Source organism: Nonomuraea insulae, assembly GCF_042656245.1.
In genome coordinates, this window is the sequence record NZ_JBHSPA010000023.1 from 498,041 (window position 1) to 515,426 (window position 17,386).

The 17,386-nt window shown below is 67.1% G+C and carries 21 protein-coding genes; 14 read left to right on the forward strand and 7 right to left on the reverse strand.

Annotated features, from left to right (window positions below):
- Positions 1 to 38: 38 nt before the first annotated feature.
- Genes ACFPZ3_RS20015 through ACFPZ3_RS20030 form a run of 4 tightly spaced genes read left to right on the forward strand, consistent with a single transcriptional unit; the run spans position 39 to position 1,080 of the window.
- On the forward strand, positions 39 to 257 hold the full coding sequence (locus ACFPZ3_RS20015) for a hypothetical protein (protein WP_379515665.1): 219 nt from the start codon (positions 39 to 41) through the stop codon (positions 255 to 257).
- 7 nt (positions 258 to 264) lie between these two features.
- Positions 265 to 534, forward strand: a complete 270-nt coding sequence (locus ACFPZ3_RS20020; protein ID WP_379515666.1) for a helix-turn-helix domain-containing protein — start codon at positions 265 to 267, stop codon at positions 532 to 534.
- Positions 458 to 685, forward strand: a complete 228-nt coding sequence (locus ACFPZ3_RS20025) for a hypothetical protein (protein WP_379515750.1) — start codon at positions 458 to 460, stop codon at positions 683 to 685. The genes ACFPZ3_RS20020 and ACFPZ3_RS20025 overlap by 77 nt, the downstream gene beginning before the upstream one ends.
- Positions 646 to 1,080 (forward strand): integrase core domain-containing protein, encoded by a 435-nt coding sequence (locus ACFPZ3_RS20030; protein ID WP_379515667.1) that lies wholly within the window; start codon positions 646 to 648, stop codon positions 1,078 to 1,080. Before ACFPZ3_RS20025 ends, ACFPZ3_RS20030 begins: the two co-directional genes overlap by 40 nt.
- A gap of 304 nt (positions 1,081 to 1,384) precedes the next feature.
- Here ACFPZ3_RS20030 and ACFPZ3_RS20035 read toward each other — a convergent pair whose 3' ends face one another.
- Both ACFPZ3_RS20035 and ACFPZ3_RS20040 read right to left on the reverse strand, forming a co-directional pair.
- Positions 1,385 to 2,455, reverse strand: coding sequence for a DUF6461 domain-containing protein (locus ACFPZ3_RS20035; RefSeq protein WP_379515668.1), 1,071 nt, complete (start codon positions 2,453 to 2,455; stop codon positions 1,385 to 1,387).
- A gap of 800 nt (positions 2,456 to 3,255) precedes the next feature.
- Complete coding sequence (locus ACFPZ3_RS20040) at positions 3,256 to 3,969, reverse strand: TetR/AcrR family transcriptional regulator (RefSeq protein WP_379515669.1); 714 nt, start codon at positions 3,967 to 3,969, stop codon at positions 3,256 to 3,258.
- A gap of 88 nt (positions 3,970 to 4,057) precedes the next feature.
- Here ACFPZ3_RS20040 and ACFPZ3_RS20045 point away from each other — a divergent pair, with 88 nt between their 5' ends.
- On the forward strand, positions 4,058 to 4,960 hold the full coding sequence (locus ACFPZ3_RS20045) for an aldo/keto reductase (protein WP_379515670.1): 903 nt from the start codon (positions 4,058 to 4,060) through the stop codon (positions 4,958 to 4,960).
- Here ACFPZ3_RS20045 and ACFPZ3_RS20050 read toward each other — a convergent pair.
- Positions 4,932 to 5,492, reverse strand: coding sequence for a carboxylesterase family protein (locus ACFPZ3_RS20050; RefSeq protein ID WP_379515671.1), 561 nt, complete (start codon positions 5,490 to 5,492; stop codon positions 4,932 to 4,934). The genes ACFPZ3_RS20045 and ACFPZ3_RS20050 overlap by 29 nt on opposite strands.
- Before the next feature lie 120 nt (positions 5,493 to 5,612).
- Here ACFPZ3_RS20050 and ACFPZ3_RS20055 point away from each other — a divergent pair, with 120 nt between their 5' ends.
- Positions 5,613 to 5,927, forward strand: coding sequence for a hypothetical protein (locus ACFPZ3_RS20055; protein ID WP_379515672.1), 315 nt, complete (start codon positions 5,613 to 5,615; stop codon positions 5,925 to 5,927).
- Between the two features lie 484 nt (positions 5,928 to 6,411).
- On the opposite strand, the gene ACFPZ3_RS20060 is transcribed toward ACFPZ3_RS20055, so the two are convergent.
- On the reverse strand, positions 6,412 to 7,257 hold the full coding sequence (locus ACFPZ3_RS20060; RefSeq protein ID WP_379515673.1) for a dienelactone hydrolase family protein: 846 nt from the start codon (positions 7,255 to 7,257) through the stop codon (positions 6,412 to 6,414).
- A 98-nt stretch (positions 7,258 to 7,355) separates the two neighbouring features.
- On the opposite strand from ACFPZ3_RS20060, the gene ACFPZ3_RS20065 reads away from it, so the two are divergent.
- The 3 genes from ACFPZ3_RS20065 to ACFPZ3_RS20075 all read left to right on the forward strand — a co-directional run bounded on the left by ACFPZ3_RS20065 (position 7,356) and on the right by ACFPZ3_RS20075 (position 9,117).
- Entirely contained in the window at positions 7,356 to 8,324 is a 969-nt protein-coding gene (locus tag ACFPZ3_RS20065; protein WP_379515674.1) for a GlxA family transcriptional regulator, read from the forward strand.
- Positions 8,325 to 8,480: 156 nt separating this feature from the next.
- The gene (locus tag ACFPZ3_RS20070; RefSeq protein ID WP_379515675.1) at positions 8,481 to 8,777 is read left to right on the forward strand and encodes a hypothetical protein; all 297 of its coding nucleotides are present in this window, start codon (positions 8,481 to 8,483) and stop codon (positions 8,775 to 8,777) included.
- 4 nt (positions 8,778 to 8,781) lie between these two features.
- Entirely contained in the window at positions 8,782 to 9,117 is a 336-nt protein-coding gene (locus tag ACFPZ3_RS20075) for a TetR/AcrR family transcriptional regulator (protein WP_465263560.1), read from the forward strand.
- Positions 9,118 to 9,245: 128 nt separating this feature from the next.
- Here ACFPZ3_RS20075 and ACFPZ3_RS20080 read toward each other — a convergent pair whose 3' ends face one another.
- Positions 9,246 to 10,154, reverse strand: a complete 909-nt coding sequence (locus ACFPZ3_RS20080; RefSeq protein ID WP_379515677.1) for a LysR family transcriptional regulator — start codon at positions 10,152 to 10,154, stop codon at positions 9,246 to 9,248.
- Positions 10,155 to 10,226: 72 nt separating this feature from the next.
- Between ACFPZ3_RS20080 and ACFPZ3_RS20085 the strand changes: the two genes are divergently transcribed.
- On the forward strand, positions 10,227 to 10,859 hold the full coding sequence (locus tag ACFPZ3_RS20085; RefSeq protein WP_379515678.1) for a carboxymuconolactone decarboxylase family protein: 633 nt from the start codon (positions 10,227 to 10,229) through the stop codon (positions 10,857 to 10,859).
- Between the two features lie 36 nt (positions 10,860 to 10,895).
- Entirely contained in the window at positions 10,896 to 11,327 is a 432-nt protein-coding gene (locus tag ACFPZ3_RS20090; protein WP_379515679.1) for a tautomerase family protein, read from the forward strand.
- Here ACFPZ3_RS20090 and ACFPZ3_RS20095 read toward each other — a convergent pair.
- Positions 11,260 to 12,243, reverse strand: coding sequence for an ATP-binding protein (locus ACFPZ3_RS20095; RefSeq protein WP_379515748.1), 984 nt, complete (start codon positions 12,241 to 12,243; stop codon positions 11,260 to 11,262). The genes ACFPZ3_RS20090 and ACFPZ3_RS20095 overlap by 68 nt on opposite strands.
- Positions 12,244 to 12,439: 196 nt before the next feature.
- Here ACFPZ3_RS20095 and ACFPZ3_RS20100 point away from each other — a divergent pair, with 196 nt between their 5' ends.
- Entirely contained in the window at positions 12,440 to 14,839 is a 2,400-nt protein-coding gene (locus ACFPZ3_RS20100; RefSeq protein WP_379515680.1) for a GDSL-type esterase/lipase family protein, read from the forward strand.
- A gap of 139 nt (positions 14,840 to 14,978) precedes the next feature.
- Here the strand turns inward: ACFPZ3_RS20100 and ACFPZ3_RS20105 are convergent, their stop codons facing one another.
- A complete protein-coding gene (locus ACFPZ3_RS20105) occupies positions 14,979 to 15,629 on the reverse strand; it encodes a TetR/AcrR family transcriptional regulator (protein WP_379515681.1) in 651 nt (216 codons plus the stop codon).
- An 88-nt stretch (positions 15,630 to 15,717) separates the two neighbouring features.
- On the opposite strand from ACFPZ3_RS20105, the gene ACFPZ3_RS20110 reads away from it, so the two are divergent.
- Both ACFPZ3_RS20110 and ACFPZ3_RS20115 read left to right on the forward strand, forming a co-directional pair.
- Positions 15,718 to 16,266, forward strand: a complete 549-nt coding sequence (locus ACFPZ3_RS20110; protein WP_379515682.1) for a nitroreductase family deazaflavin-dependent oxidoreductase — start codon at positions 15,718 to 15,720, stop codon at positions 16,264 to 16,266.
- Positions 16,267 to 16,607: 341 nt separating this feature from the next.
- Positions 16,608 to 17,150: a nuclear transport factor 2 family protein gene (locus tag ACFPZ3_RS20115; RefSeq protein WP_379515683.1), complete on the forward strand. Its 543-nt coding sequence runs from the start codon at positions 16,608 to 16,610 to the stop codon at positions 17,148 to 17,150.
- The last annotated feature ends 236 nt before the right edge of the window (positions 17,151 to 17,386 follow it).

Below are 17,386 nucleotides of genomic sequence, written 5' to 3' on the forward strand. Positions count from 1 at the left end.
AGGTGTTGTTGTCGCTTGTCCACCGGTTGGTGAGGGGCTTGTTCGACCTGCTGACAGTGCTGGTCCGCTCCGATCTGTCCAAAGATGTTGAGGTGCTGGTGCTCCGTCACGAGAACCAGATACTCCGCCGTCAGCTCGGTGACCGGCCGCGGTGGGGTCACGCCGACCGGCTCTGGCTTGCGGCATTGTCGAGGCTGATTCGCCGTCGCCGGTGGGCGGAGGTGTTCCCGCTCACCCCGGCGACGATCTTGCGCTGACAACCTGGTGGCGGGTAAGGGGACCTTCACCGACAGGCGGCGCCCGGGACGGCCCTGCACCCGTCGGCCGGTCCAGGCGCTGATTATGCGGATGGCGCGGGAGAATCCGACCTGGGGGCACAGGAGAATCCAAAGCGAGTTGGCCCGGCTGGGCTACAACGTCGCGGTCTCCACGGTGTGGGAGATCCTGCACGCCGCCGGTGTCGATCCGGCGCCCCGCCGGGCCGACCTGGCGGCAGTTCCTGACCGCTCAGGCCCACGCGATCATCGCGTGTGACTTCCTCGTGGTCGAGACGATCATGCTCAAACGGTTGTACGTGCTGGTCTTCATCGAGCACGGCACCCGGAGACTGCACCTGGCCGGAGTGAGCGCGCACCCGACCGGAGCATGGACGATGCAGCAGGCCGCAACCTGGCGATGGACCTGAGCGACCGCATCACCGGGCTACGCTTCCTGATCCACGATCGGGACCCGCTCTTTACCTCGGCGTTCAGGGAGGTCTTCACAGTTGAACGGCCGCGGATCATCACAACGCTGCCGCGGACGCCGAGGATGAACGCCATCTGCGAGCGCGTCATCGGCACGCTGCGCCGTGAGCTTCTGGACCGGATCCTGATCCTCAACGAACCCCACCTGGCCCTCGTGCTCCAGGAGCATCTCATCCACTACAACGGGCACCGGCCACACCAATCCCGGCAGCAACGTCCCCCGGACATCGCAACGCCGCCCGCTCACGACGTGACCGACCTCAACGATCAGCGGATCGTCCGCCGGAAACCCGTCCTTGCCGACATGCTCAGCGAATACCACCACTCCGCGTAACCGCAGCTCAGACTACGTAACTCAATATTCGAGCGGCACAGGCTCGGCGGCGTCCTCCACGAGTACTCACATGCGGCTTGAACTGCATGGATGAATTTTCGGCAGGCGCAGTGTCGGAGACCCGCAACGCTGGCCGTAATCCACGCACCCTCTCCGAACCGCGGGACCCACTCCTTCGTTTGGGCCCTCCGCTCCCGAACACGTCCCCAACCGCCAGATAGCGGAGGGCTCTGCCCCCAGAGCGTTCCTCAACCCGCGTTAGCCCGACGTTAAAAGCCCTGGCGGCCCTCTCTCAGAGAGTAGATCAGAGGTTGAGGATATGCTGCTGGACGGTCGGCCATTCCATCCCAAGAGCTTCTTTGGCAAGCTGAAGCGAAGACAATTTGGGGTTGCTCTGTTCGATCTCTCTAAGCGCAACTCGGATGGCAATCCCAGCCCTCCATCGCAACCTCATGAGCTCAGAGTTCGCAGCGAACGATTCATATTCATTGGTAGCCTCCAGCCAATCTCGACCGAGGCGAAGTGTGCGGTCCATGACCTCTGTGTGGAGCGCCTCCTCGGGGACATACCCTGAGCCGTAAGCGATACGAGCCTCTGAAATTTCCGGCCATTCAAAGCCGAATTTCGTGACAAGCAGGTCAATAATCCAGAAGAGTAGTTCAGACTTCTTGCTGTGCGGCCACGCATCCGTAGAATTCGGAATAGTTGGTTGTGAAGCGATGGCACCACTGTGTACCGAATCGCCGTCGCCGACCGGAACATCGACGTAGACGACTTCGTGGGTTGAATTTAGCCACTCTTCAGTAATGCGAAGTCCTGACCTAGCTTCCAGTATTGCCAGCGCCGCCGCCTTTTGCGCGACAACGCCAGCAGGACTGTCCTCGGAAAATTGGTGGATGAATTGCAGCTCTTGGCTAAGTGCTTCCGGATTTGTTCCGCCAGCGAGCTCGCGCGAGAAACCTTCGGGGAAATACGCGACGATATCCCCATCCTCGGCATACGCAATGGCCTCCCAAGTTTTGCCGCCCCACTCGATTCCCAGCACCGACGCACCACTGCTCAGAGCGCGGCAATAGTCTCTTAGAGAGGTGGATTCAGCGGATAGGTTGAGGATCGATACCGTCCCATCTCCTGCGGATCGATGGACAAAGAATGCCGCTATCGGACAGTGCAGCGCTATTGGAAGTTCGTATCCGTCTTCTTGACGAACCTCTGGCGGAGTCCCACCTGCGAGAGCTTCGTGGATATCGTCGATCTCAATCGATTGATGAGCTTTTGGCGTGACAGAGATCCACCACATTCGATCGGATAGCCACTGAACAGAACTGGAACGCAGCAAGGGTAGATAGTAGTTGATTGCAGCAAGATCGTACATGATGCCCGATACTCCTCGATAAGTCGATTGGGAAGACGGTTCACGTCGAGCCGGCCCGGGAGCGCTGAAGCTTCCATTTTGGCACCCGTGCCAGCTCAAACAGGGTGTGCTTATCGCTTGACGCTAGAGGGTGTGCCGCTCGAATATTGAGTTACGTAGTCTGAGCTGCGGTTACGCGGCGTGGTGGTATTCGTTGATCGTGCCTGCGACGACGGGTTTTCGGCGGACGATCCGCTGGTCGTTGAGGTCGGTCTCGTCATGAGCGGGCTGCGTTGCGATGTTCGAGGGTCGTTGCTGCCGGGAATGGTGCGGCCGGTGCCTTGAGAGGGGCACGCCGGGTGCGGGAAGCGGTCCGGGGAAACGGCCCGGCCGAAAGGCCGGAACCGCGCCCCGGGCCGACTTCACGGCCTGAGCCTGGACGATGCGGGTTTCGACGCCAGTGTGCTGAGTGAGTTCCGCTCCCGGGTGATCGCGCATGAGCTGGAGGAGAAGCCGCTGGATCTGCGGCTGTCGGCGTTGCACGAGCGGGGCCTGCTGGCGGCGGGTGGCCGGCAGCGCACCGACTCCACGCACGTGATCTCCGCGGTGCGCGATGTCAACCGGGTGGAGCCGGCCGGGGAATGCGTGCGGGCGGCGTTGGAGGCTTTGGCGGTGGCGCGCCCGGCTGGGTGCGGCAGGTGCTGGAGGTGCCCGGCTGGGCCGGACGCTATGAGTTGCGGGTCGATTCCTGGCGGATGCCCGCACAGGATTGGAACGGTCAGTGGCGTGGCCAAGCCGGACAGGCCGCGAGACCGTTCGGGTCAGTGGGCGAGCTGGTGGAGCCAGTCGCGTAGGAGGGCGGTCTCGGTCGGGCGGAGCGGGAGAGGGGCCCCTTCTGCGGCGGTGAGGGCGGCATCGAGGGCGAGGGCCCGGGAGGCGAGGCCGGTGTCCGTGACAGGGGGCGGGTCGGCGGTGAGGGAGTCGATGAGGGTGTCACGCATTCTCGCGGAGATCTCCGGCTCTCGGTCCTCGGCGGGGGCGCCGATCAGCGACAGGGTGACGCCGGTGACGGCGGCATGCAAGAGGCGGGCGGCGATGAGGGACGGGACCCGGAGGCGGCCGGCGGCGGCGGCGCGGTCGAGGAACTTCAGCAGGAGATCGTGGGCCTCCTGGGCGGCGGGTGGGCGACGGCCGGGGCGGTCGGTGCCGAACATCAGCACGTAGAAGGCGGGGTGGCGCAGGCCGAAGTCGACGTGTATGTCCCAGCCGCGACGCATGTCGTCGACCGGGTCGTCGGCCGGGTCGTCGGTGTGCGCAAGCTCGTGCTTCTCGGCCAGGTAGAGGTCGAAGCCGTGGATGGCCAGGGCCGCGAGGAGGGCGTCCTTGTCGCCGAAGAGCTGGTAGAGGGAGGCGGCGCGGATATCGGCCGCCGCGGCGACTGAGCGGGTGGAGACCGCCTGGGCGCCCTCTCGTTCCAGGATGCCGGCCGCCGCCTTGAGGATCTGCCGCCGGGTATGGGTCTTCGCGTCATCCACGGTTGCAATGCTACGGCATTTGGCGTATCACTGAAACGCTCAGTGCTACGCGGATCGGCGTGGCAGTGATACATCGAGGGAGAAGCCAATGAATCGTGTCGGATACGGCGCCATGCAGCTCGCCGGGCCGAACGTTTTGGGGCCGCCGGACGACCCCGAGGCGGCGCGGCGGGTGCTGCGCCTGGCGGTCGAGCTGGGAGTCACGTTCTTCGACACCGCGAACGCCTACGGGCCGCGTACGGTGAACCGGCTGATCGGGGAGGCGCTGCGGCCGTTGCCGGAGGGGGTGATCGTCGGTAACAAGGTCGGCGCCGGGCGGGGCCCGGACGGGTCGTGGATCATCACCGACCACCCCGACACGGTCCGCCGGCAGGTCCACGAGGCGCTGGCCGACCTGGGTACGGAGGCGAGTGAGCTGACGTACCTGCGGCTTGCCGGCGACACTCCGGGAACGCACAGCGACGTGCCGATGGAGGATTCGCTCGGCGTGCTCGTCGAGTTGCGCGACCAGGGGCTCATCCACCGCATCGGTCTGTCCGGCGCGTCGCCGGAGATGTTGGCCCGCGCGCAGAAGATGACGCCGATCGCGGCCGTGCAGAACCGCTTCAACCTGCTCGACCGCAGCGGTGTTCAGATCCTCGCCGACTGCGAGGCACAGGGCATCATGTTCGTCCCCTACTTCCCGCTGGCCTCTGGGCAGCTCACCAGCCATGACGAGCTGGCAGGCCCCGCGGAGCGCCTTGGCGCGACGCCGACCCAGGTCGCGCTGGCCTGGCTGCTACGCCGTTCTCCCGCCATGGTCATCATCCCCGGCACGACGAACCCGGCTCACCTGCGCGCCAACATCGTCGCGGCCGAGGTCGCCAAGAACTTGACCGAAGCCGAGGTAGCTCGCCTGACCGGCCTCGTCGACGAGTCGAAGGCCGCCCTTGAGCAGCCGCACCAGTCCACGCTCGACGCGCTCAGGTCCGCGGCGGAAAGCCACCGCTGAGCAACCGCTCGACGGCCACGGCCACCTCGCCGACCAGCCGTCGCTCGTCGAGCCCGCACCCGACGATCAGGGAAAGATCCCTCACCCTCTCCGAGCACCACCCGCTGAGCCTGGGCGAACTCGATCGCGTGTACCTGGTCGCACGAGTCTTACCGGCACCCCAACAGGCTGCTGACCGAGGCCCAGGCCGGGGAGCGCCGGCCGGGTTCGCGCGGACGTTCACCAGCAGTCTCGACACCACGAGCCTGTCCTGGAACCAGACGTTCTCCCTCGGGGTGCCGCCCGGCACCGAGGTGCTCTCCGTACTGCTGACGGTCGTGGCGGCCCGGCACCGCCATCTTTCCGCGACCTCGGCGGTGGGGGCCGCCGCGCCGAGCCGGTCCGCGAACGCGGCGGTGACCTGCCGTGCCAGCGCGGGGGTGCTGTGCAGCCCTGGCACCGAGTGGGCGATGGCCCGCCGGAACAGTCCGCGCGCGGACTTCATCGTCAGGAGGGCGGCGACCGACCCCGCCCCGGCGGACTGTCCGGCCACGGTGACCTGTGCGCCTGCCGATTATTGCATCCGCCCAGGTCATGGCCATGGAAGGTCTTCGCGTGGCGGCGCGAACTCCAGGCACCCAGGAGACGGAAACGCGCGGCAGGATGATCGGTCGTGCTCCTTCGCCTGGCCTACCTCACCGTCACGAACACCTTCGCCGCGCTGCGTTTGCTGCCCATGGGCGATCGGGATAAGGACGTGGAGATACTCGCCCTGCGCCACCAGATCACCGTTCTTGAACGCCAGCTCGGCGCCGACACCAGAGCCAGATTCGCGCCCGAGGACCGGGCCTTTCTCACCGCGCTCCTGACCTCACTGCCCCGCGAGGTCCTGCGCCGACTGCGGCTCCTCGTCCGCCCGGACACCGTCCTGCGCTGGCACCGCGACAGCCGGGGCCTTGCCACCTGCCGACGCAACACCGCGCGCTGATGCCGCAAGAGGAGGATCTCCGTGTCCTTCGACCTCTGCGAGCGAGCCGGCAACACCAGCCGACCCGCGATCCAGACAAAGATCAGATATGGCAACCTCAGCGCCATGAACAACGATCATGCCCGCCAGAATGGGAACGCCAAACCCCAGGTCAACCCCAACGGCCGAGTTTCGGGCACCCACGGGCATGACAGGGATCCGCGCATGCCGAGGACAACGCATGGCGGTGATGGGGCGCGCGCTCAGCCGCGCGCCCCGGGTGGAAGCTGTTAGGGACGATGCGGGCGACGCAGTCTGGCACCGGGGTGACCAGCACCCGGCGGCGGTCCTACTGGTCGGAGGCGCGGACCACGTAGCCCCGGGCCCCTCGTTCGAGCCGGTCTATCAAGCGTGTCGCCGCCCGGGGGGTTGCGCGTGCGGGCTCGTGTGCCGGGTCATCGGGCCGCTTGGCCTCGGCCTGCGGTGATGGCGAGCGTTGTGTCGCTCAGCCGGATGTCGCCTCGGAATGTCCGGACGGGCTCAAGCGGTCGGTCAGGAAGGAGAGGATCTCGTCCCTGGCCTTCAGCGTGGGATGTCCGTCCTCGTCGACGAGGTGGGCGGTGACAACGCTGTGGGGGTACCCGACCACGTCGCGAAAAAACGGTGGCGGGCTGGTCTTCGCGGAACTGCCCGGAAGAACGCGGCCGTCGAAGGCGTCGCCGAGGAGCGCCTGGTAGGCGGCGAAGCGCTGGCCGGTGCACCAACGGTCGTCGTCGAAGCGGTAGGCGAGAACCTTCAGTCCGTCGCGCGCGATGCGGTCCCGGACCGCGCGCGCGTCCGCGTCGCTGATCTCGAGTCCGGCGGGGTCGTCCAGCGGCAGCGACGGGTGGTTGACCACTGGCGCGATGACAGCCGGCTCAAGCGCCATGGTGAGAGCGAAGTTGCCGGTGAAGCACAGTCCGATCGCGCCGACTCCCGGACCGCCGCATTCGGCATGGGCTTGGCGCGCCAGCCCACGCAGCCACGCCGTGACGGGGCTGGTCCCGCCCCCGGCGAACGCGCGGAACTCGGCGCTGACACACGCGCGGCGGATGACCTCCTTACCGCCCTCAACCGTGGGATAGGCACCGTCGATCCCGAAGAGTGAGGGGACATAGACGGTGAAGCCCGCATCCCGCACCCACCGCGCCAGTCGAAGGACGTCAGGACTGATGCCGGGCATCTCCGGCATCAACACGACGGCCGGTCCGGAACCTGCGGCGTACACCGTCTTCACCACCCCCTCCACGCCCACGAGCCGTCGGGAAAAGTCCGTGATCACTTCGTCAGGTTGTCCGCTGGCAGCGCTCATAGCGGCAGTGTGGACCGACTCCCCCGCACCAGGCGAGAGGCCAGATCGCCATGTATGCGGGTAATCTCGCCAAAAGACATGGTTGAGAGAAGGTGAGCGTGAGCGCGCTGCGGGTCGGTGTCCTGGCCTATCCAGGCTGCTTCGCCTCCGAGGTGTTCGGCGTCCCCGATCTCTTGACGATGGCCACGCACGTTGCCGGACCGGACGGCTCCGGATACGAGGTGTCGATCGTTTCGCCTCGTCGTCGTGTCGCCGCATCGGGTGGTACGGCGTTGGGCGTCTCCCCACTGCGCGAGGTAGATGTCCTTGTCGTGCCAGGGTTCGAGCTCCTGCCGGGCCTGGACGTGGACGCGAAGCTCGCACCCCTCGCCCCTGAAATCGCGGCGATCCGCTCACACGCTGCTGCGGGCACTGCCATCGTCTCGATCTGTGTCGGTGCGTTCCTGCTCGCCGAGGCTGGACTCCTCAACCGACGCCAGGCTACGACAGCCTGGCTCCTCGCGGACGAACTGGCTCGACGCTGTCCGGACGCTGACGTCCGACCCGAGCGTCTGGTCGTCACCGACACCGGGGTGACGACGACGGCAGCCTTCAGCGCCATGTACGACTTCGCGCTGGAACTGATCCGCCGACACAGCGGTGCCGGCGTGGCACGCACAACCGCGAGGGTGGCTCTCGTCGACGATGCGCGATCGTCCCAGACTCCATACGTTGACGCACGATTTCTTCCGCAGCCCGGAAACGAGTTCTCCCACAAGGTCATGCGACAGCTTGACCAGAACCTTGCCGCCCGATACGACCTCGCCGCGTTGTCGGATACGTTCAGGGTCAGCACTCGGACGCTGCAGCGGCGCTTCGCGGACGAGACCGGCCAGAGCCCGCTCGCCTATCTGCAGTCGTCGCGCGTCCGTCGCGCCCGCCACCTCCTTGAGACCACGAACCGAACCGTCGCCAGCATCTCCGCCGCGGTCGGGTACGGGGACCCCAGCACATTCGCTGCCCTCTTCGCCAAGCACACCGGACGACGCCCGAGGGACTACCGCGCGGCCTTCCGTCGCCTTGCCTGATTGTGCAACCCCGGATTCATTGCTGCCCGGTTTTGACGGTGTCCCGCTCGGAAATACAGTCTCGTGCTGTGAACTGCGGTTTTGCTGCGTGATCAGAGCGGCGGCTGCGACCATCGCGGGGTGTTGTTGTCGCTTGTCCACCGGTTGGTGAGGGGCATGTTCGGCCTGCTGGCGGTACTGGTCCGCGCTGATCTGTCCAACAATGTTGAGCTGCTGGTGCTCCGTCACGAGAACCAAGTGCTCCGCCGCCAGTTCGGCGACCGGCCACGGTGGGGACACGCCGACCGGCTCTGGCTTACGGCATTGTCGCGGCTGATCCACCGCCGCCAGTGGGCGGAGCTCTTCCCGGTCACTCCGGCGACGATCCTGCGTTGGCATCGTAGCCTCGTGGCGCGTAAGTGGACCTTCACCGACAGGAGGCGCCCGGCACCCGCATGCCGGTCAAGGCACTGATTACCTGTTCACCGAGCAGGGATACGACGCCACCACGGTGGCGCAGATCGCCGAGCGCGCCGGGGTCACCAAGAGCACCTCCTTCCGGCACTTCTCGGACAAGCGTGAGCTGCTGGTCGCCGGCCAGGAGACTCTCAGCAGGCTGCTCGCCGACGGGATCACCGAAGCGCCTGCAGACGCCAGTCCGCTCGAAGCGGTCGCGGCCGGCCTGGAGCGCACCTCGAGCGCCATGGGTCCGGCGAACCGCGAGCTCGGTCCCCGCCTCAAAGCGCCGTGGCGGCCAGCACCGAACTCCAAGAGCGCGATGCCCTCAAGAACGTCGGTCTCGCAGCCGCCATGACAGCCGCACTTGTCGCTCGGGGAGTGCCGGGCCCGACTGCGCATCTCGCCGGCGAGCTGGAGGTCCTCGCGTTCAAGCGCGGCTACACCCAGTGGTCCGAAGGCGACCGCGATGACGTGCGCGAGTTCTTATTCGGCGAGATCGGCGGCGTGTCGGCGGAGGGCGTGGACGAGGGCGTCCGTCGAGGGCGTGGTGGGGCCCGGCAGGCGAACCAGGCTGACGCGGCGTCGTTCCTCTGGGAGATCGTCGATGGTGACGAGGCGGACGCCGGGCGGGATCGCGGACAGCAGCATGGAGGGGACCGTGGTGATGCCGACGCCGGCTGCGACCAGGTGCAGCTTGGTCAGCCAGTCGCGGGTGGCGTGGTGGACCCGGGGCCGTCCGGGCAGGCCCGGCCAGATGCCCAGCAGGGGCTCGTCGGTGCTGGACGGGCTGGCGATCCACGTCTCGCCGGCGATGTGCTGAGCGGTGACGCTGGCGCGGTCGGCGAACCGGCCGCTGACCGGCACTGCCAGGACCAGACGGTCTTCCAGCAGCGGCTCCGCATGCAGGGGTGGATCGTCGGCGTCGGGTGAGCGGTGCGGCGGCCGGGAGGACAGCAGGGCGACGTCGAGGACGCCGGCGCGCAGCGCCCTCAGCAACGATGGGGTGGTTCCCTCCCGAGTGGTGACTTGGATGCGGGGGCATTGCCGGCCCAGGGTTGTCAGAGCACGGGCCACGAGCACGGATCCGACGGCTGGGAAGAAGCCGAGCCGCACCTGACCGGTGTCGTCCTCTGCGCCGCTCAGTTCCCGGTCGGCCGCGTCCAATGCGTCCAGCGCGGTCACGGCATGGGGCAGCAGGGCTCGGCCCGCGGTGGTCAGTCGTACACCGCCTGGATAGCGGTCGAACAGCCGGACGCCGGTGGCCTGCTCCAGGCCGGCCACCTGCCGGGAGATGGCCGACTGCGTGTAGCCCAGTGCATGAGCCGCGGCCGTGAAGGTGCCCCGCTCGGCTACCTCGCGCAGCACCCGCAGTCCGACCACCGTGAAGTCCATGAGGAATCAGCATACCCAGCATGCGGTGCATTCGCTGGCAGAATGTCTGTCGGAGTTCCTAACCTGAAAGGCATGAACGAACAGCCCACCCACGGGACCTCCGGATTGGGCGGCCGGTTGCCCCTCCTTCGTCCCGACGCCCTCGATGAGGCGCAGCGCGCCGTCCATGCCAGACTGCAGGTCACGCGCCTGCCCAGTGCAGATGGGGCGGGCTACACGGCCGCGCTGCCCGATGGGCGGCTGATCGGCCCGTTCAACGTCATGCTGCGCAACCCGCGCATTGCCCAGCCCCTGCTGGAATGGGCCCAGGCGATCAGCAAATCCGGCATTCCGGCCGACGTCCGCGAGGTGGTCATCCTCACCGTGGCCGCCCATTGGCGGGCCGAGTACGCGCTCTACGCCCACACCGCGGGAGCGGAGCGTGCCGGCGTGCCCCAGGCCGCGGTCGTGGCGCTCCGGCAGGGCGACGACACGCCCTGCGGTCTGCGCGCCGAGGCAGACGTCGCCCACCGCGTGGCCACCGCCCTCGTCCGCGACCACCACATATCGGACGACCTCTATGCCGAGGCCGTGGCCACGTTCGACACGGACAGCCTCGTCGCCCTGGTCAACCTCATCGGCCAGTACATGAACACCTGCGCGCTGCTGACCTGTTTCCAGGTCCCCGCCCCTACCCAGCACCGCACCACGGCACCCACCGCCTGACCCATCTCCAAATACCGCATCGGAAAGAGACCGACAATGCCGCTGATCAACGTCTACCTGCGCCAGGGCACCACCCCCGAATACCGCCGCAACGTCTCCGCCGCCCTCCACAAGGCGATGGTCGACGTACTGAAGATCCCCCACGACGACCAGTTCCACGTCTTCCTCGAGGTCACGCCCGACAACTTCCACATGCAGCCGGTCGTGTTCGGCCTGTCGCGCAGCGAGCGCACCATGCTCATCCAGCTGTCCTTCAACCAGCGCACAGCCGAGCAGAAGAGCGAACTGTTCCGGGCGATCGTCAACAACCTCCGGCTGCTCGCCGATGTCCCCGAAGAGGACGTCATGCTGATGGTCGTCGAAACGGCCCGCGAGAACTGGTGGGCCGCCGGCCGTGTCGTCAACCCCGAAACCGGCTACGACACGCGCATGACCGAGGTCCCTGCCGAAACTGCGGTCCCGAACTGACCGCGTGCGGCCAGACGATCCGGCCAGAGCGGTGCCGATGTTGAGGTAGCACTGCTCGACCTGAGCGGCGAGGTCGCCTTCGCCGACCGTGACCCCATCGGCGTCCCAGGCGACCTGCCCGGTCTGCAAGGCAGTGCGCAGCAGGTCGAGGGCATCCCCCTCTAGTGTGATGCGTCGGAACCGACCGTTGCCAGATGCGGTGTCCCCGGCCGGTCGCGGCGTGTGTTCGAGGGTGGCCAGGAAGCTCTCGGCCGCGTACTGGACCCAGTCCCGGTCGCCGGTGGCGAGCAGGTCCAGCAGCAGCCCGCGGATCGTCGCGATCAACAGGGTGGCCGTGCGCGCCGCCGTCGCCAGGTCGGGCTGCGCGCCCAGTGTGTCGCTGCTGGTGGCTTCGAAGATGCGCTCCCGCAGCCGCCCGGCGCTGACCGCCGACCTCAAGGAAGGTCACTACTTCGGAGGCCGCCCTCCGGCGGGGCGAGGAGGCCGAGCCGGCGCCGTGGGCGGCGGCCACGGCCGTCACGATCGACAGGCCCAGGCCCGGTGAGCCGGTACGTTCGCCGCCGAGCCGCTCGAAGGGCTGCGCCAGCCGATCGACCTCCCGCCCGGTCGAGGACGGGCCATCGACGATCAGCGCCGTCCCCTGCGCGTCCGCGGCCCTGGTGATCTCGATCCATCCGCCGTCCTCGCTGTGGGTCACGGCATTGTCGACGACGTTGCCCACCAGCCGCGCCAGCAGCGCCGGGCTGCCATGGTCGCCGTTGACGGCGGCACGTCCACCGTCACGCTCAGTCCCTTCCGCCCTACGTCCGCGGACCTTTCCCCGGTTGTTAACGACACCCCGAGATAGCGGTCCTCCTCCGCCGCCTACCGCGGCGTGCCAGGCGCGAGAGCCGAGCTGCTGCCCGGCATCGGGCACTCGCCCCAGCCCGAGGATCCGCCACGGACCGCCACGGCGATGCCGGCCTTCACCGCCGGCCACGCCGCGCGGCGGTAGGCGCGGCCGCGATGCGTCCCTGACTCCAGATGGTCATAACCCCGTCAATGTTTATGGGGTGTTCACGCAGTTCTTGTCTGAGCTGGAGATGATCACATCTCCAGCTGTGGAGGTGCGCGTGAATACGCAGAGAACGACCGGCCGGGTGGCCTTGCTCTTGTCCATCGTGGTGACGCTGTTACTGGGGTTGACACCCCCGGTGACCGCGATGGCGGCGCCGCAGTTAGCCGTGCCGAGCGGTTCACTGGGGAACTTCGCCGTGGTCCCGGCGAAGGATTCCGTCACCTTGAGCCTGGACCTGGGCAGCTACGACGAGGAGCGGGTGCGCCGGCTCCTGCAGGAGACGCAGAGCCGCAACCCGCGCATCAGCGATACGGCCCGCCAGGACTTCGAGGACAATCCGCACGCCATGCCGGGGGGCGGCGTCGATTTCGACGGCTGGGTCGACTTCCACGGGCAACTGTCGGCCACGAATACCGGCATCGCGATAACCATCGAAACCGGTCAGCTGGGCACGAACGCCAATCTCTTGCAGCAGGCGCTGGCCACTGCTGCGGGCATTCTGACCGGGATCGCGCTGCGGGCCATCTGCCTCGGCTTCGCGCCCGAGGCAGCCGTCCTGTGCGTCTCCTTGGGCGGCTTCTTCGGCAGCATGACCCGTAGCATCATCCTCCAGGCCGTCGACGACCAGCTGAATGACCCCAAGGCGTGGGCCGCGTCGCTGGTCAACGCGCTCGCCTTCGCGGCGGGGGGAGCCGCTTGGGAGGCCGGCATCGGCAAGTGGGCCAAGACCGCGCTGCCCGGCCACATCAAGTGGCTCGGGGAGGCGCTCGTCGCGCTGGGCCAGAAACTGGGCAGTTGGTGGAACACCTTCGCGGCGTACTGCCGCTCCGCCGGCCAGTTCGTCATGGACGTCGCCAGCGATATCGCCGACCAGGTCTCCCGGATCCGGAGGCCGGCCACGCTTCGGGTGATGCCGCTCGGAGACTCGATCACCTACGGCGTGCAGAGTTCCGACGGGAACGGCTACCGCGACGAGTTGTACGACTACCTGAAGGTCATCACGCCTGAGGTCAACTTCGTCGGATCGAAGCAGGGCGGCTCGATGAGTGACCCCGACAACGAAGGTCACTCGGGCCGCCGGATCGACGAGATCACCCAGCACGCCGAGTGCAGCGTGCCGCGCTACCGGCCGAACCTGATCCTCCTGCACGCCGGCACCAACGACATGAACCAGAACTACAAGCTGTCGTCCGCGCCTGACCGGCTCAAGGAGCTGATCAACCACGCGCTGGACCACTCGAAACGTGCCACGGTGCTGGTCGCCAAGCTCATCCCGACCGACAAGCCCGGGCTGCAGCCCCGTATCAACGCCTACAACGCGGCGCTGCCCGGCGTGGTACGGGACCTGCAGGGCGAGGGCAAGCACGTCCTTCTGGTGGACATGAAGCGGGTGCTGGTCAGAGACGGATTGCAGAACGACGCACATCCGACGGACACCGGCTACGCCAAGATGGCCGGCGCCTGGGCCGGTGCCGTACAAGAGGCGTTCGAAAAGGGCTGGATCGCACCCCCGGAGATCGAGGGGCCGCCCAACGGCTGCAACCCGGCCGACTCCGACGACACCAACCCTGGCGTCGGGGACGGCACCACGGCTCTGGGCGAGGGATGGCGCAAGCTGGGCGTGATCGCCCCCGGATACGGTCACGACGTGGGCCGTACGATCTTCGCCGAGCTCAACGGCGACAAGCGGGCCGACTACCTGCAGGTCCGGCAGGACGGCAGCATCCGCGCGTCGATGAACACCGTCGGCTCACCCGGGTTTCCCAACTGGGTGGACCTGGGCGTGTACACCCCGGCAGACAACCCAGGCGACGGGGGGCAAAAGGCCGATGTCGATCCGGACGCGGTGCGCTTCGCCGACCTCAACGGGGACGGACGCGACGACTACCTCGTGGTCAGTGACGACAGCAAGGTACGGGCCTACCTCAACTTCGCCGCGACAGGCGACAAGCTCAACTTCGTCTACCAGGGGATCGTCTTCGACGAGGAGCCGTTCAACCGGGCCAACCTCCGCTTCGCCGACGTCACCGGGGACAAGCGCGACGACATCCTGCGGGTCAGCGCGGACGGCGCGGCCCACGTATACCTGAACGGGTGGGAACCCGGCAGCAACCCAGGCAATGGCAATGTCGGACCCTCATACTGGAAGCTGTGGCTCAACTGGGCCGGCGGCACCAAGGGCTCGTCGCTGGAAGCCGTCCGGTTCGCCGACGGCGACGGCGACAACAAGGCCGACTACCTGCAGGTCAGCGTCGAGGGCGCGGTGCACGCCTTCCTCAACAGGGGCGGCGGGGGCAACGGCAGCTTCGAGCCCCGCCATGACTGGGCCCACGCCTCCAAGTACCCCCGCAAGTACGTCGAGTTCGCCGACATCAGCGGTGACGGCAGGGCCGACTATCTGGTCGTCTACGACGGCGGCTCGGTCCGAGCCTGGCTGAACCGGGGCGGCAACTAGAAAGCCTGGCTGCCGCCTGTGAACGGCTCCTGTCCAAGCGCACAGCATGCTTGCCAATCGTGCGATTCACGGTGCGGTTGGATAGGAGCCATAGGCAGTTTCCTTCCGGCGTCAGGAACTCGCCGCAGGGTGAGAAGGCTTATCTTTTCGGAGTTTCTGGTCTGGGCTGGTGGGTGTCCGGCGCCGTATCGGCGGGAAGTGGTTCGCGGTGGTCGGCGCGCAGGCCGTCGAGGGAGATGCGCAGCAGCCTGTGCCACATGTGCGGGCGGCAGCCATCGGTGATCTGGACGGCGTGGCCCAGTGAGACCAGCAGGAGCAGCAGGTCGTCGGTGGTCACGCCGGGGCGCAGCAGGCCCGTGGCGCGGGCGCACAGCTCCTCGATGACGAGGCGGAGCTGATGGAGGCCCTCCAGGTCGGGGGCTGACCAGGTCAGCGCGAAGCGCTCCTGGATCGCGCGGTGGCGGGCGTAGCCGCTCAGGGCCTGCTGGTAGAAGTCGGTCAGTGCCGCCCAGGGGTCCTCGGCGTCGATCGCCGCCTGGCGCGCGGACTCCGCCCACCTGGAGAATTCCTTGCGCAGGACCGTATCGACGAGATCTTCCTTCTTCGGGAAATGCCGGTAGAGGGTTCCCATGCCCACCCCGCTGCGGCGGGCGATCTCGCGCACGTCCACCGTGGTGCCCTGCTCGGCCAGCACTTCGGCGGCGGTCTCGATGATCGCTTCCCGGTTGCGGATCGCGTCCACGCGTGGTGCGCGGCGCCGGGTGGTGTTTTCCGGTTCAGCCACTGCCATGTGACCGAGCATACCTCTTTATGCGGAGCGCATGCTCCACTTCGTGCTATTTTGAGGAGCAAGTGCTCCGCATAGCGAGGGGAATGTCATGTCCGACCCGTCCACGACCACCGCAAACGAGGTCAAGGCCACCGGCGGCAACATATGGAACGACCAGATCATCGCCGAGTTCCGAGCGAACGGCGGGTACGTGCGTTGGAGCAGCGAGGAGGAGTTCGCCGCGGGCCGCCCCATACCGCCCCGGGTTCCCGGCTTCGACGAGCGAGGCATGCCGCTCATTCTGGTGCACAACATCGGGGCCAAGACGGGGCGCGCGCGGATCAACCCGTTGTTCTACCAGCCGGTCGGCGATGGCTGGGCCGTCTTCGGCACCCACGGCGGCAGTCCGCATCATCCGGTCTGGTACCACAATCTCATGGCGAATCCGCAGGTCGCGGTCGAGGTGGGTACGGAAACGGTACCGGCCGTCGCTCGGCTCGCGGAGGGCGCGGAGCGCGAGCGGCTCTGGGCGAAAGAGATAGCGCTCGTTCCGAAGTTCGCCGAGTTCGAGGCAGCCGCCGGCAGGCAGATCCCCGTCGTCGTGCTGGAGCGTGTCCAAGGACATGCCTCCGGCTCGCAGCCCCTCCCCGGAAAATGACCCCGGCCCTGCGCCGGCACTTCACGGTGGTCGACCATGGCAGCCTTTCCCCGCAGGCGTCACTCGGTGCGCGGGGCCAGTGTGTCGTGAGGCCGTGAAGCCATCAGCGGGTTACCCGTTCCCTCGCGTCCGGGGCTAGGACTTCGGGGCCAACCTGATGGGCCGCAAGCGAACGTTGGTTCTCGGCCTCGCCAGGCTCGCAGTCGTACCCCATCGCTGAGTCGCGCAGGCCCTCACGCTCACCAGGACCGCCACCCTCCCTGGCATCGCCAACCAATCTCATCACAAGGGCCCGGCGGTCAGCCCAAGCTGCTACGCGCACTTTTCCAAAGGAAAACACAATGACTACCCCCACAGAATCCGGTTCCGTCCAAGAGCTCCTCGACAGGGCCGCCATCGCTGAGCTGATCTACACCGTCGCACGCGCCATGGACGTCCGCGACTGGGATCTGCTCACGACCTGCTACGCCCCGGAAGCCGAAGGCGACTACATTAACGCTGACGTCCATGGTCGTGAGGCGATCATCGCAGGAGCCAAGGGATTCCTTGAGCCCCTTGGCGCTACCCAACACCTCGTGGGCAACATCCAAATCACTGTCGAAGCCGACATCGCCACCACGCATGCCACCTTCATCGCTCAGCACGAGCGCGCAGAAGCGACCGGCAGCGGACAGTACATCATCGGTGGCAACTATGACGACCACCTCCGCCGAACGGACGAAGGCTGGAAAATCACCAGGCGTCAAATCCGAGGAATCTGGAGCAACGGCGACCCCTCGGTGCTGACCATGCCAGGGCGTGCGGAACTGGGGAAGCTGTCCTTCTCGGACAACGCGGACAAGGCGCTGACAGTAGCCGTGCCGCTCAACCCCCTTGTCGGGTGAGGACGGCGCATTACTGCGCCGCCCTCACCTCAGAACCGGGCGTGCGGGGTTTCCCCGGACCTCGGCTCAAGCAAGCCCCGGAGGACGTCACAGGATCGGTGATGTTGTTGCCGGTCTCCTGCGGTCGCGTGCTCGGAGGCTATGGGACGGCAGTGAGCACCTCGGTCAGCGCCAGAACAGGCCGACAGCCACTGCGCCTCCGCAGCGCTCACCCGCCCGCCAGGTTTGCCCCACCA

What these genes read in the sequence shown, in the direction of transcription:
- ACFPZ3_RS20030 (WP_379515667.1), top strand. Translation starts at nt 646, where the DNA reads ATGGACGATGCAGCAGGCCGCAACCTGGCGATGGACCTGAGCGACCGC.
- ACFPZ3_RS20035 (WP_379515668.1), bottom strand. Translation starts at nt 2,455, where the DNA reads ATGTACGATCTTGCTGCAATCAACTACTATCTACCCTTGCTGCGTTCC.
- ACFPZ3_RS20045 (WP_379515670.1), top strand. Translation starts at nt 4,058, where the DNA reads ATGAATCGTGTCGGATACGGCGCCATGCAGCTCGCCGGGCCGAACGTT.
- ACFPZ3_RS20060 (WP_379515673.1), bottom strand. Translation starts at nt 7,257, where the DNA reads ATGAGCGCTGCCAGCGGACAACCTGACGAAGTGATCACGGACTTTTCC.
- ACFPZ3_RS20070 (WP_379515675.1), top strand. Translation starts at nt 8,481, where the DNA reads ATGTTCGGCCTGCTGGCGGTACTGGTCCGCGCTGATCTGTCCAACAAT.
- ACFPZ3_RS20080 (WP_379515677.1), bottom strand. Translation starts at nt 10,154, where the DNA reads ATGGACTTCACGGTGGTCGGACTGCGGGTGCTGCGCGAGGTAGCCGAG.
- ACFPZ3_RS20085 (WP_379515678.1), top strand. Translation starts at nt 10,227, where the DNA reads ATGAACGAACAGCCCACCCACGGGACCTCCGGATTGGGCGGCCGGTTG.
- ACFPZ3_RS20090 (WP_379515679.1), top strand. Translation starts at nt 10,896, where the DNA reads ATGCCGCTGATCAACGTCTACCTGCGCCAGGGCACCACCCCCGAATAC.
- ACFPZ3_RS20105 (WP_379515681.1), bottom strand. Translation starts at nt 15,629, where the DNA reads ATGGCAGTGGCTGAACCGGAAAACACCACCCGGCGCCGCGCACCACGC.
- ACFPZ3_RS20110 (WP_379515682.1), top strand. Translation starts at nt 15,718, where the DNA reads ATGTCCGACCCGTCCACGACCACCGCAAACGAGGTCAAGGCCACCGGC.
- ACFPZ3_RS20115 (WP_379515683.1), top strand. Translation starts at nt 16,608, where the DNA reads ATGACTACCCCCACAGAATCCGGTTCCGTCCAAGAGCTCCTCGACAGG.